The organism is Paenirhodobacter sp. CAU 1674 (genome assembly GCF_029222945.1).
Taxonomy (GTDB): domain Bacteria; phylum Pseudomonadota; class Alphaproteobacteria; order Rhodobacterales; family Rhodobacteraceae; genus Rhodobacter.
On sequence record NZ_JARHUH010000003.1, the window covers coordinates 198,124 to 210,964 of the forward strand.

Here is a 12,841-nt window from a genome sequence, read left to right on the forward strand (position 1 = left end):
GGCCCCGGGCGCGGCATATGCGTCAGAGCCATTCCGGGATGCTATCGCGGCCCAGCATTTCCTCAAAGCTCGGACGTGCCCGAATGACAGCGAATTGATCCCCGTTGACCAGAACTTCGGGGATCAGCGGGCGCGAGTTATATTCCGACGACATCACCGCGCCATAGGCCCCGGCCGAGCGGAACGCCACCAGATCGCCCTGGCCGACCGGTGGCATCACGCGCGCCTTGGCAAAGGTATCGCCGGTTTCGCAGACCGGGCCCACGATGTCGAACGGCTGCCCCTCGGTCCCCGGCGCGGGTTCGATCACCGGGATGATGTCGTGATGCGCGCCATACATCGAGGGGCGCACCAGATCGTTCATCGCCGCATCGAGGATCAGGAAATCGCGGCCCTCGCCCTCTTTTACCCAGATCACCGAGCTGACCATGATCCCGGCATTGCCCGAAATCAGGCGCCCCGGCTCGATCTCGATCTCGCAGCCCAGATCGCCCAGCACGGATTTGATGACCCCGGCATATTCCACCGGCAGCGGCGGCGCCGAGTTCGAACGTTCGTAGGGAATGCCCAAGCCCCCGCCCAGATCGAGGCGGGTAATGGCGTGGCCGTCCGCGCGCAGCGCCAGCGTCAGTTCGCGCACTTTGGTGAAGGCGGCCTCGAACGGCGCCAGTTCGGTCAACTGGCTGCCGATATGCACGTCGACACCGACCACCGCGATACCGGGCAGCGCGGCCGCCTCGGCATAGACCGCGCGGGCCTTGGCAATCGGAATGCCGAACTTGTTTTCGGATTTTCCGGTCGCGATTTTCTCGTGCGTCTTGGCATCGACGTCCGGGTTGACGCGCAGCGCGATCGGCGCGCTCAGGCCCAGCTCGCTGGCGATTTCGGAAATCGCGCGCAGTTCCGGCTCGCTCTCGACGTTGAACTGCCGGATACCGCCTTGCAGCACCATGCGGATTTCGTCGCGGGTCTTGCCCACGCCCGAAAACACGATGCGATCGCCCGGCACACCGGCGGCTTTCGCGCGCAGGTATTCGCCGCCCGAAACCACATCCATGCCCGCGCCAAGATTGCCCAGCACCCGCAACACGGCCAGGTTGGAATTCGACTTGATCGCGAAGCAGACCAGATGATCGGTCCCCGCAAGTGCCTCGTCGAACAGCTTGAAATGGCGTTCCAGCGTGGCGGTCGAATAGACATAGAACGGCGTGCCGACGGCGGCGGCAATCTCGGGGATCGCCACGTCTTCGGCATGCAGGACGCCGTCACGATACAGAAAATGGTCCATCAGCTGATCTTCCGGGTGCGAATGAAAAGGTAAAGCGGCAAGGCCGGGCCGAGCCCAAGTAACAGGCCGACGGGCAAGACCACAAGCGCAATCCAGTTGCGCCGCACCATGACTTCGGCCAGCACCCACAGCACGAAGGCCACACCCGCGCAGACCAGCTCGGGTGCCGCCGTCAGCCCTGCCCAAGCGGGCAAGCCTCCGTCGGCAACCGCAAACCCCGCAGCAAGCAAAGCGGCCAAAAGGTAGCTCAGGCGCAGCCCGGACACGGCGTCAGCGCGCCTGAACCTGATCGGGCGGCACCGGCGGCCCGTCGACCCCGCAGGCCGCCAGCGCCAGCAGACCCGCGATCAATGCCGCGCGGATCATGGCGACACCGAAACGGTCGCGCCGCCGACCGTGCCCGAAACCGACGGATAGACCCGCACACCGGATTCCGAAATCCCGATGCCGGCATTCAGGCTGGGGTTCGTGCAGGCGGCCATCAGGGCCAGGGCAAGCAACGGGACGAGTTTCACGCAAGGCGTTCCTTCCAGCGGGCGATCTGGGCGCGCACCTGATCGGGTGCGGTGCCGCCGTAAGATTGCCGCGAGGCGACCGAGTTGTGAACCCCCAGAACCGAATAGATTTCCTGGTTGATCGCCGGATTGACCGATTGCATCTCGGTCAGGCTCAGATCGGGCAGATCGCAGCCCTTCGCTTCGGCCATCGCCACCAGCGTGCCGGTAACGTGGTGGGCATCGCGGAACGGCAGGCCCGCCTCGCGCACCAGCCAGTCGGCCAGATCGGTCGCGGTGGAAAAGCCGCTCGAGGCTGCGGCTTCCAGCTTGTCGGTGTTGACGGTCAGATCGCCGATCATCCCCGCCATCGCGGCCAGCGCCAGCATCAGGCTGTCGGCCGCATCGAAGACCTGTTCCTTGTCTTCCTGCATGTCCTTGGAATAGGCCAGCGGCAGCCCCTTCATCACCGTGAACAGCGCCACCGTCGCCCCCAGAATCCGGCCGATTTTCGCGCGGATCAGCTCGGCTGCATCGGGGTTGCGTTTTTGCGGCATGATCGAGGAGCCAGTCGACCACTTGTCCGACATCGCGACGAAGCGGAACTGCGCCGAGGACCAGATCACCAGCTCTTCGGCCAGGCGGCTCAGGTGCACCGCGCAGATCGACGACGACGACAGGAATTCCAGCGCGAAATCGCGATCCGACACGGCATCAAGGCTGTTGGCCATCGGGCGGTCGAAATCCAGCGCCGCGGCGGTGGCAAAACGGTCGATGGCAAAGCCGGTGCCGGCCAGCGCGGCCGCGCCCAGCGGGCATTCGTTCATCCGCTTGCGCGCATCCTCGAAGCGCGACTTGTCGCGCGCGAACATTTCCACATAGGCCATCATGTGGTGGCCCCAGGTCACCGGCTGCGCGGTCTGCAGATGGGTGAAGCCCGGCATCACCCAATCGGCGCCCGCCTCGGCCTGGCCCAGCATCGCCCGGATCAGCGCGTCAAGCCCCGCAATCGCCGCATCGCACTGGTCACGCACCCACAGCCGGAAATCGGTCGCCACCTGATCGTTGCGCGAGCGCGCCGTGTGCAGCCGGCCCGCCGGTTCGCCGATGATTTCCTTCAGCCGCGCCTCGACATTCATGTGGATGTCTTCCAGCGCGGTGCGGAACGGGAAGTTTCCGGCCTCGATCTCTGACAAGACCGTGAGAAGCCCTTCCCGGATCGCCTCGGCGTCGCTATCCCTGATGATGCCTTGTGCAGCAAGCATCGCCGCATGGGCCCGGCTGCCGCGGATATCCTGGGCGTAAAGCCGCTTGTCGAATCCGATCGAGGCATTGATCGCCTCCATGATCGCGTCCGGTCCTGCGGCGAAACGCCCGCCCCACATCGCGTTGGAGGCTTTATCCTTGCTGTCGGTCATGGTCTGGCCCTTTGTCGGAGGCAAAATGCTACGGTTTCTCGTCCTTTATACGGCCCTTGGGCTCAGTGCAAATACCGCCGCCGCCGCCGATCTGGAGGCGCTGAAGGCGGGCGACATGCGCAAGCTGGTGGTCTACGAAGAACCGCTGCCGACACCCGCCCTGCCGTTCGTCGATGAAACCGGCGCCGAACGCAGCCTGACCGAGTTTCGCGGCAAGGTCGTGCTGCTGAACTTCTGGGCCACCTGGTGCGCCCCCTGCCGCGCAGAGATGCCCGCGCTGGAACGGTTGCAGGCCGATATGGGCGGCGAGGCGTTTCAGGTGGTTACCCTGGCGACCGGGCGTAACCCGTTGCCGAAAATCGAGAAGTTCTTTGCCGAGGCCGGCGTGAGCAGCCTGCCGAAATTCAAGGACGAACGCCAGAATATCGCCCGCGCGATGGGCGTGGTCGGCCTGCCGGTCAGCGTGATTCTGGATGCCGACGGAAACGAGGTCGCCCGGCTGATCGGCGAGGCGGCCTGGGATGCCCCCGAGGCGAAAGCTCTGCTGCAGGCCGTGATCGACGGGTGAGTGCGTTCAGCGCAATTCGACCCGCAGATAGTTCGTCATCGCGGTGCCGATCACTTCAGACAGGCGCATGATCGCTTCGAGGCGCGCCTTGATGTCGGCATGGAACGAATCCAGCTGGTCGATCGTGGCAGAAAGCCCGCCGTTGGTGTCGCGCATACGGCCGCATTCCACCCGGCCCAGAACGCGGATCGTGTCGAGCCCCAGCATCTGACGTCGAATTTCCGCACTGGCACGGTTGAGGGCGGTTGCAAGTTCCGCCGCCTGCAGCATCGCATCGCGCGCCATTGCCGCACACGAGCTTTCCAGCCGCGCCAGCAATTCGCGCTCCACCTCCCAGTCGATGCCTTCGACGGGTCGCACCTGGACGAAGTTGCGGTTCATCTCGGCGATCACCCGGCCACAGCCCAGCAGAAACAACGCCCGCGCAACCTCTCGTGACATCTGATCGCACAGGTTTCCCTTGCCCGCGACAAAGCTGCGCAACCGATCCGAGATGACCAGCGACGACGCCTTGTAGTTCTCGGAAATCGCCGAGACGGGGCCGCCCGAGGGTTCGAGTCGCGAAGCGACGATGCGCATGTTGTTGGGGATCGATTGCAGCGCCTCGAAGCTGCGCAGCAGGCCGACCTGTTCCCTGGTGGCCTTTTCCAGCGCCCCGTTCATCTCGACAAGCATCCCCGTCCGCCCGTCGGCCGGGCGGCGCAAGCGGGCATCCCGGGCCGCGAGTTCCTGGCCTAGCGCGAAAGCCATGAAGCTGGTGTAGCTTGAAAATCCGCTCGCCGCCGCGAGCCCGCGCAACTCGTCGGCGCCCTGTTCCAGCTCGATCTTTTCGACACGTTCCCGCTCGCTGAAGCTTTCGTAATAGCCGCGCACACGTTCGAACAGCGGGCTGGAGGGTTTGATCCGCACCGAAAGATAACCGTCCTCCACCGGCAGAACGACCGCGAACACCCAGTAGAATTCGCCAGACTTCGTGCGATTCTTGACATAGGCCCCCATCGGATTGCCCTTTTTCAACGCATCCCACAGGATACGGAACACCGCCCGCGGCGTATCGGGGTGGCGCACGATCCTGTGCGGCGCGCCGATCAGCTCGGCCCAGTCGAAGCCCGAGATACGCTGGAACACATCATTACCCGCGCGAATCACGCCCCGGTCGTCGGTGCGGGAATAAAACAGCTCCTCGAAGGAGAAGGCGGCTTCACCGCTTTGTTGACGGGCGAACCCAAGCTGCGCGTTCATCGTGACTCCATAGCGGAATTGGCAGTGCGCAGGCTACGGACTCAATCTTACTTCAAGGTTTACGCCGATCCTGAATTTGCACCGCGGCGCGTTAACCATTCCTGCAAGAAATTGGCACGCTTTACCGCTTCTTAGCTGCTTTGCCGCATTCTCGGGATGTCCGTGCAGGAGAGAAGAGAGATGTCGAAACGCCAATTTCCCAAGGCGGAGCCGGTTGATCGCGACATGGCCAGCCCGCTTGATTTCGCCGTCGCTCAGCGTGACCGCGAAACCATGTCGATGGTGCGGCGTGCGGTGGCACGGCACGACGTGGTTCTGGCCTTCCAGCCGGTGATGCAGACAGCACGGCCCGAACGCCCCGCATTTTACGAGGGGCTGATCCGGGTTCTGGATGAAAACGGACGGATCATTCCGGCGAAAGACTTCATCCAGACGACCGAAACCAGCGAACTTGGCCGTCAGCTGGATTGCCTGGCCCTGGAAATGGGGCTGACCTCACTTGCCGAAGACCCCACTTTACGTCTGGCCATCAACATGTCGGCGCGTTCGATCGGTTATCCGCACTGGCTCACGACCCTGAACAGGGGGCTGGCGCTGGACGACACGATCGGGGAACGGCTGATTCTCGAAATCACCGAAAGCTCCGCCATGATGATGCCCGAACTCGTCATCGTGTTCATGCAGGATCTGCAGGCCCGCGGGGTCAGTTTCGCGCTGGACGATTTTGGGGCGGGTTACACCTCGTTCCGCTATCTGCGCGAATTCTTTTTCGACATCCTCAAGATCGACAGCCAGTTCATCAGCGGCATCGCCAGCAACCCCGACAATCAGGTGCTGACCCAGGCCCTGCTGTCGGTGGCGCGGCATTTTGACATGTATACCGTCGCCGAGGGCATCGAAAACGCCGAAGACGCGGCCTTCCTGACCGGTCTGGGCGTGGATTGCATGCAGGGGTTCTATTTCGGGGCACCCACGATCATGCCCCCCTGGAAAACCCCGCAAACCGCCCTGCGCGCCTGAACAGCACGACAAAGGTGCGGCTTGCCTGGCAAAAACAGCCATGGCGTCATGCTGCGGCGCGGCAAAAACCGACACTTCCCCATGCAATCAGATGCCCCGGACAGCATCTTTGACGCGGAATTCAGCGCCGGGTCGTGCAGCGGATCATACCGCCTTCGACACGAAAGATAATTGCGCCACATTCGTTATGGCCTTGGCGATTGTGCTTGACCTGACCTTTCCTTAGGGCATGCTGCCCAGCGGCATAGGGGCGGCTTGACGCCCCAGAACCCTATGAGGAGAGGACCCCATGACCAATGTTGTGATCGTTTCGGCAGCTCGCACGGCTGTCGGCAGTTTCAACGGAGCGTTCGCCAATACGCCCGCTCACGAGCTGGGCGCCGCTGTGCTGGAAGCGGTCGTCGCGCGTGCCGGGATCGACAAGGCGGAGGTCTCTGAAACCATTCTCGGGCAGGTTCTGACTGCGGGCCAAGGCCAGAACCCGGCGCGTCAGGCGCATATCAACGCCGGTCTGCCGATTGAATCCGCAGCCTGGTCGATCAACCAGGTGTGCGGCTCGGGTCTGCGCTCGGTCGCGCTGGCCGCTCAACACATCATTTGCGGCGATGCGGGTATCGTCATCGCGGGCGGTCAGGAAAGCATGTCGCTGAGCCCCCATGTCGCACATCTGCGCGCCGGGCAGAAAATGGGCGACATGAAGATGATCGACTCGATGATCAAGGACGGTCTGTGGGATGCCTTCAACGGCTATCACATGGGGATCACGGCCGAAAACGTCGCCAACCAGTGGCAGATCTCGCGCGAGATGCAGGACGAATTCGCGCTGGCCTCGCAAAACAAGGCCGAAGCCGCCCAGAAAGCCGGCAAGTTCGCCGATGAGATCGTGCCCTTCGTCATCAAGACCCGCAAGGGCGAGACCGTGGTCGATGCCGACGAATACATCCGTCATGGCGCAACGCTGGAATCGATGCAAAAACTGCGCCCGGCCTTCACCAAGGACGGCTCGGTCACGGCGGGCAATGCCAGCGGCATCAACGACGGCGCCGCTGCCGTGCTGCTGATGACGGAAGAAGAGGCCGCCAAGCGCGGGCTGACGCCGCTGGCGCGGATCGCCTCCTATGCGACCGCCGGGCTTGACCCGTCGATCATGGGCTGCGGCCCGATCCCGTCCTCGCGCAAGGCGCTGGAAAAGGCCGGCTGGAAAGCCACCGATCTGGACCTGATCGAAGCCAACGAAGCCTTCGCCGCGCAGGCCTGCGCCGTGAACAAGGACATGGGTTGGGATACCTCGAAGGTTAACGTGAACGGCGGCGCCATCGCCATCGGTCACCCGATCGGCGCCTCGGGCGCGCGCATCCTGAACACCCTGCTGTTCGAGATGAAACGCTCGGGCGCGAAAAAAGGCCTGGCAACGCTGTGCATCGGCGGCGGCATGGGCGTTGCGATGTGCCTCGAAGGGCTCTGACGCGCGCTTTTTTCTGCAAAAGCAAAAAAGGGGCGCGCAACAATGTTGCTCGCCCTTGTTCTTTTCGGTAACAGGATTTCAAAGACATCCGATCCAGAGGAGGAATCATGTCCAGAATTGCACTCGTCACCGGCGGCACCCGCGGTATTGGCGCCGCCATTTCGATGGCCCTGAAAGACGCGGGTTACACCGTGGCCGCGAACTACGCTGGCAATGATGAAGCGGCAGCAAAATTCACCGCCGAAACCGGCATCAAGACCTTCAAATGGTCGGTTGCCGATTACGACGCCTGCGCCGCCGGCATCGCGCAGGTCGAGGCCGAGCTGGGCCCGGTCGACGTGCTGGTCAACAACGCCGGCATCACCCGCGACGCGCCGTTCCACAAGATGACCCGCGAGCAGTGGCAACAGGTCATGGACACCAACCTGTCGGGCGTGTTCAACATGACCCACCCGCTGTGGCCCGGCATGCGCGAACGCAAATTCGGCCGCATCATCAACATCTCGTCGATCAACGGGCAGAAGGGCCAGTTCGGTCAGGCCAACTACTCGGCGGCGAAAGCGGGCGACATCGGCTTCACCAAGGCGCTGGCGCAGGAAGGCGCGCGCGCGGGCATCACCGTGAACGTGATCTGCCCGGGCTACATCGCCACGGAAATGGTCATGGCGGTGCCGGAAAAGGTGCGCGAATCGATCATCGCCACGATCCCGGTCGGCCGCCTGGGCGAGCCCGAAGACATCGCACGCTGCGTCGTCTTCCTGGCCTCGGACGCGGCGAGCTTCATCACCGGCTCGACCATCACCGCGAACGGCGGCCAGTATCTGACCTGATCGGCGCCTAACAGCATCCGGGCCGTTCCCGCAGGGGGGCGGCCCTTTTTTTATGCCCGCTTTTATGCCCGCGCCAGCGGAGCGGGTGCATCAGTTGTCGCCAGAGCTGGGCGAAAGCCGCGCGCCGCAGGGCATGCGCCCGTGCGAAAGCCTGTTCCTGACGGGCCGAGGTGGGGATTTGCAGCATGGCACACCTGTCTTTTGAATTTCTTTCCCATAAAGGATCGCAGCTATCTATTTGCGCGACAAACGCGTAATATTTCGCAGAATAAAAAGAAATACTTGTCTGAAAAGATGGCCGATCACCTGCCCCTGACCGCCCTGCGCGCCTTCGAGGCCGCCGCCCGCCACCTGTCCTTCCAGCAGGCGGCGGCGGAGCTGAACGTCACACCAGCCGCGTTGTCCTTTCAGATCCGGCAACTGGAACAGGCCCTGGGAGAGCAGGTTTTCATACGCGCGCACCGGACCGTCAGCCTCAGCGATGCAGGCCGGCGCCTACTGCCCGGGGTGCGCGACGGGATCGACAGCCTGCGCAGCGCCTGGCGGGCGGCGCAGCGGCAGGCACAGGATCGCGCCGTCAGCATCACTGCGGGCCCGGCCTTCACCTCGAAATGGCTGGCGCCGCGGTTGTTCAACTTCGCCCGTGCCCACCCGGACATCGAGTTGCGTTTCACCGCGACGCTGCGATTGCTGGATCTGCGCCATGACGATGTCGACGTTGCGTTGCGCTTCGGCCCGGATCGCGCGGAAGGCTTTTTCAGCGGGGTCTTGCTGCGCGAATGGCTGACCCCGATGATGACGCCCGAACTCGCCACCGCCTATCCGACGCCGGAAAGCCTGCTCCAGGCGCCCCTGCTGCATCACGATGAAACCGCGTTCATGCATCCCCCTGTGGTTTGGGCGGCGTGGTTTCGCACCGCCGGACTGCCGCCCCCACCCGCCGCCGGGGTGCAGTTTTCACAAGCCGATCATGCGCTTGATGCGGCGATAAGCGGCGCTGGCGTGGTTTTGGGGCGTTATACGCTGGCCCAGGACGCCCTGCGCAGCGGGCGGCTTATCGCGCCTTTTGCGCTTTCGCTCATGCCACGGGAAAGCTACAGATTTCTGTGCGCGCCGGGGGCAGAAACCCGCCCGCCCGTGCGCGCATTTCTGGATTGGTTGCAAGACGAGGCCGCACCGCTGGCCGAACAGGAGGCCGGGCGTGACTTCAGAACCGAATGGTAGGCTGCGCGCAACACTGATCGGCTTTTCCGCCGTCGCGCTCTGGTCGCTGCTGGCCCTGTTCACGGTGGGCTCGGCCCCTGTGCCGCCGCTCTTGCTTAATGCGCTGTGCTTTGCGATCGGCGGCACGATCGGGGTGATCTGGGTCGTGCGCACGGGTGAGTTCGGCGCGCTGCGCGCTGTGTCGTGGAAAGTCTATACCTTTGGCACGGCAGGGCTTTTCGGCTATCACCTGCTGTATTTCTCGGCGCTGCGGCTGGCCCCTCCGGCCGAAGCCGGGCTGATCGCCTATCTCTGGCCGCTGCTGATCGTGCTGTTTTCCGGGCTCTTGCCGGGCGAACATCTGCGCCCGCTGCACATTCTGGGCGCGCTGCTGGCCTTTGGCGGGGCTGCGCTGATCGTTGCGGGCAGCGGGCTGAACGCCCAGGCCGAGGCCCTGCCCGGCTATGGGCTGGCGTTTCTGTGCGCGCTGACCTGGTCAGGCTATTCGCTGATTTCACGGCGGCTGGGCACGGTGCCCACGGCGGCGGTCGCGGTTTATTGCCTGGCCACCGCGTTACTGTCAGCCATCGCCCATGTCGCGCTGGAGCCGACGATCTGGCCGCAAGACACCCTGGGTTGGCTGTCGGTTCTGGCTTTGGGAATGGGGCCGGTCGGGCTCGCCTTCTACACCTGGGATATTGGCGTCAAACGCGGCGATATCCAGATGCTGGGCACGGCCTCTTATGCCGCGCCGTTGCTCTCGACCCTGGCTCTGGTCGGAGCGGGCGTGGCGACCGCCAGCCTGAAACTGGCGCTGGCGGCCGCGATGATTGCTGCCGGGGCCTTTCTTGCCGCCATGGCAAGCAGATCGCGCTAATGAACGACTGCCTTCAGGCAGGGCGAAGATTGGCGATTCAGGCCTGTTGCAGACGGCTGATTTCTTCCTTGATGCGGAGTTTCTGCTTCTTCAGACTCGAGATCTGAAGATCGCTAAAGCCGGGGCTACGGGTCGCCTTTTCGACCTCGACCGACAATGCCTCATGTTTCTTGCGAAGTTCGGTGATATGCGAACTCAGCGACATGGCAGTCTCCTCTCCTGTTTCGAATAAGCTGATTGCAGCACAGTTTTTGAGTCGTGTCACGGGTTTGTCGCAAACCAGAGTCACAATTTCAGATTGGCGCACGAAATATTGCGAAACATTTAATTTGATATGCGCAAGTTTCCGCCGCGCCGCAGCACGCTTTGCGCAATATCCGTCAGGTCTTCGGCATCCGCAGCATGATCCGGGGCAGAATGCAGCACAAGCGGCGCCAGCAATCTGAACGGCCCACGCCCCCCTTTGCGCGCCTGCACCAGCACCCGGCCCGCCGGGCGCCCGGCACGCGGCGTGATCGGCAGGACGGAAATGCTGCCGCCGGCCTTGTCACCGCCCTGCGCCAGCCCGGCCAGCAAATCCGGCAGCCGATCGGCATTCTGGATCAGCGTGATCCAGCCGCCGGGCCGCAACCGCCGCAACCCCTGCTGCACCCAAAGCGCCAGCGGCGTGGCCTCGCGCTGCGCGATTTCCCGTCCGGGATCGGTGGACGCCGTGCCACCGCCCGCCGCGAAATAGGGGGGGTTGGCAATGACATGATCAAAACTCTGCGCCCGCAGCCCCGCGGGCATCTGCGCCAGATCGCCCTCGACCACCTGCAACGCGATCCCGTTGCGCGCCGCGTTGTCGCGCGCCAGTTGGGCATAGGCGGGCTGCAATTCCAGCCCCGTCAGCGCCAGATCCGGCACGCGCCAGCCCAGACACAGACTGGCAACCCCCGCGCCACAGCCCAGCTCCAGCACGCTTTCGCCCGGCCGTGCAGGACAGGCCGCACCCAGCAAAACCGGGTCCATCGCCGCACGATAGCCATGCCGCGGTTGTGCCACCATCAGCCGCCCGTCCAGAAACTTGTCCAGCGTCAGATCCCCGGGCCCGAACATCAGTCGGACCCGATTTCATTGTCAGCCAGAATCGCCTGCGCCATGAACATGTCGCGCGGATGCACCATCAGGCGGCGCGGCAATATGCCGATGCTGCCTTCCAGCACGCTCATGTGGACGTCCATCTGAAAGGCCGTTATACCCTCGCCCGCAAGAAGGGCGGTTGCGAAGGCCATTTTGACCGGGTCGGTGGTGCGCAGAAGCTCTTTCATAATCCTTCACTTAGGGGCAAGCTGACGCTCTGTCGAGATGAGGGGATCGGGAAGGAAGAATGATGAGCCTCGACGACAAGGCCGCAAAACCGCACGACCGCCTGGCCGCTGCACTGGCCACCGACATGGATGCCGTGAACGCATTGATCCGGGACCGGATGGCCTCGGAACATGCGCCGCGCATTCCCGAAGTCACCGCGCATCTGGTCGAAGCGGGCGGCAAACGCCTGCGCCCGATGCTGACGCTGGCCGCGGCCCGCCTGCTGGGCTACGACGGCCCCTATCATGTGCACCTGGCCGCCACGGTCGAATTCATCCACACGGCGACGCTGTTGCATGACGACGTGGTCGATGAAAGCAAGCAGCGCCGCGGGCGCCCCACGGCAAACCTGCTGTGGGACAACAAATCCAGCGTGCTGGTGGGCGATTATCTGTTTGCCCGCAGCTTCCAGCTGATGACCGAAACCGACAACATGCGGGTGCTGAATATCCTGGCCAATGCCTCGGCGGTGATTGCCGAAGGCGAGGTGCTGCAACTGACCGCGGCGCAGGATCTGGGCACCACCGAAGAGATCTACCTCAAGGTGATCCGCGGCAAGACCGCCGCGCTGTTTTCCGCCGCAACCGAAGTGGGCGGCGTGATCGCAGGGGCACCCGAGGATCAGGTACGCGCGCTGTTCGACTATGGCGATGCGTTGGGCATTGCGTTCCAGATGGTCGATGACCTGCTGGATTATGGCGGCGCGACCGAGGTGATCGGCAAGAACGTTGGCGATGACTTCCGCGAACGCAAGCTGACGCTGCCGGTGATCAAGGCGATCGCCCGGGCCGATGCCACAGAGCGCGCCTTCTGGACCCGCACGATCGAGAAGGGCCAGCAGGCCGAGGGCGATCTGGAACAGGCAATGGCGCTGATGCGGGCGCATGGCACGCTGGAAGCGACGCGCGCCGAGGCAATTGCCTGGGCCGATCGTGCCCGCGCCGCGCTGGCGCCCCTGCCCGCGCATCCTCTGCGCGGCATGCTGGACGATCTGGCGGATTTCGTCGTCGCGCGGGTGCGCTGAGCGCGCCAGAGACCGGCGCCGGGGGCTGTCTGCCCCCGGACCCCCGAGGATATTTCTGCCAA

Annotated in this window: 15 protein-coding genes; 7 read left to right on the plus strand and 8 right to left on the minus strand. The window is 63.9% G+C overall.

Features of this window, described 5'->3' with window-relative positions:
* Positions 1-22 precede the first annotated feature (22 nt).
* From lysA to argH, 4 genes are all read right to left on the minus strand, one after another.
* Positions 23-1,288 (minus strand): diaminopimelate decarboxylase, encoded by a 1,266-nt coding sequence (lysA, locus tag P2G62_RS05455; protein WP_275733865.1) that lies wholly within the window; start codon positions 1,286-1,288, stop codon positions 23-25.
* On the minus strand, positions 1,288-1,554 hold the full coding sequence (locus P2G62_RS05460) for a DUF2834 domain-containing protein (protein ID WP_275733866.1): 267 nt from the start codon (positions 1,552-1,554) through the stop codon (positions 1,288-1,290). The genes lysA and P2G62_RS05460 overlap by 1 nt, the downstream gene beginning before the upstream one ends.
* 96 nt (positions 1,555-1,650) lie before the next feature.
* A complete protein-coding gene (locus P2G62_RS05465) occupies positions 1,651-1,803 on the minus strand; it encodes a hypothetical protein (protein WP_275733867.1) in 153 nt (50 codons plus the stop codon).
* Positions 1,800-3,200 (minus strand): argininosuccinate lyase, encoded by a 1,401-nt coding sequence (argH, locus tag P2G62_RS05470; RefSeq protein WP_275733868.1) that lies wholly within the window; start codon positions 3,198-3,200, stop codon positions 1,800-1,802. The genes P2G62_RS05465 and argH overlap by 4 nt, the downstream gene beginning before the upstream one ends.
* 25 nt (positions 3,201-3,225) lie before the next feature.
* Between argH and P2G62_RS05475 the strand changes: the two genes are divergently transcribed.
* Positions 3,226-3,768: a TlpA disulfide reductase family protein gene (locus tag P2G62_RS05475; RefSeq protein ID WP_275733869.1), complete on the plus strand. Its 543-nt coding sequence runs from the start codon at positions 3,226-3,228 to the stop codon at positions 3,766-3,768.
* A 6-nt stretch (positions 3,769-3,774) separates the two neighbouring features.
* Here the strand turns inward: P2G62_RS05475 and P2G62_RS05480 are convergent, their stop codons facing one another.
* Positions 3,775-5,010: a PAS domain-containing protein gene (locus tag P2G62_RS05480; protein WP_275733870.1), complete on the minus strand. Its 1,236-nt coding sequence runs from the start codon at positions 5,008-5,010 to the stop codon at positions 3,775-3,777.
* Positions 5,011-5,190: 180 nt separating this feature from the next.
* Between P2G62_RS05480 and P2G62_RS05485 the strand changes: the two genes are divergently transcribed.
* From P2G62_RS05485 to P2G62_RS05505, 5 genes are all read left to right on the plus strand, one after another.
* Positions 5,191-6,030, plus strand: a complete 840-nt coding sequence (locus P2G62_RS05485) for an EAL domain-containing protein (RefSeq protein WP_275733871.1) — start codon at positions 5,191-5,193, stop codon at positions 6,028-6,030.
* Positions 6,031-6,319: 289 nt separating this feature from the next.
* A complete protein-coding gene (locus P2G62_RS05490; RefSeq protein WP_275733872.1) occupies positions 6,320-7,495 on the plus strand; it encodes an acetyl-CoA C-acetyltransferase in 1,176 nt (391 codons plus the stop codon).
* Positions 7,496-7,602: 107 nt separating this feature from the next.
* Positions 7,603-8,325, plus strand: a complete 723-nt coding sequence (locus tag P2G62_RS05495; RefSeq protein WP_275733873.1) for a beta-ketoacyl-ACP reductase — start codon at positions 7,603-7,605, stop codon at positions 8,323-8,325.
* A 282-nt stretch (positions 8,326-8,607) separates the two neighbouring features.
* Complete coding sequence (gcvA, locus tag P2G62_RS05500; RefSeq protein WP_275733874.1) at positions 8,608-9,549, plus strand: transcriptional regulator GcvA; 942 nt, start codon at positions 8,608-8,610, stop codon at positions 9,547-9,549.
* Positions 9,527-10,405 (plus strand): EamA family transporter, encoded by an 879-nt coding sequence (locus tag P2G62_RS05505; protein ID WP_275733875.1) that lies wholly within the window; start codon positions 9,527-9,529, stop codon positions 10,403-10,405. Before gcvA ends, P2G62_RS05505 begins: the two co-directional genes overlap by 23 nt.
* A 37-nt stretch (positions 10,406-10,442) precedes the next feature.
* On the opposite strand, the gene P2G62_RS05510 is transcribed toward P2G62_RS05505, so the two are convergent.
* The 3 genes from P2G62_RS05510 to P2G62_RS05520 all read right to left on the minus strand — a co-directional run bounded on the left by P2G62_RS05510 (position 10,443) and on the right by P2G62_RS05520 (position 11,715).
* Entirely contained in the window at positions 10,443-10,610 is a 168-nt protein-coding gene (locus P2G62_RS05510; protein ID WP_275733876.1) for a DUF465 domain-containing protein, read from the minus strand.
* A 119-nt stretch (positions 10,611-10,729) separates the two neighbouring features.
* Positions 10,730-11,503 carry a methyltransferase gene (locus P2G62_RS05515; protein ID WP_275733877.1) on the minus strand — a complete coding sequence of 258 codons (774 nt, stop codon included), beginning with the start codon at positions 11,501-11,503 and terminating at the stop codon, positions 10,730-10,732.
* On the minus strand, positions 11,503-11,715 hold the full coding sequence (locus P2G62_RS05520; protein ID WP_275733878.1) for a DUF2007 domain-containing protein: 213 nt from the start codon (positions 11,713-11,715) through the stop codon (positions 11,503-11,505). Before P2G62_RS05520 ends, P2G62_RS05515 begins: the two co-directional genes overlap by 1 nt.
* Before the next feature lie 62 nt (positions 11,716-11,777).
* Here P2G62_RS05520 and P2G62_RS05525 point away from each other — a divergent pair, with 62 nt between their 5' ends.
* The gene (locus tag P2G62_RS05525) at positions 11,778-12,779 is read left to right on the plus strand and encodes a polyprenyl synthetase family protein (protein ID WP_275733879.1); all 1,002 of its coding nucleotides are present in this window, start codon (positions 11,778-11,780) and stop codon (positions 12,777-12,779) included.
* The last annotated feature ends 62 nt before the right edge of the window (positions 12,780-12,841 follow it).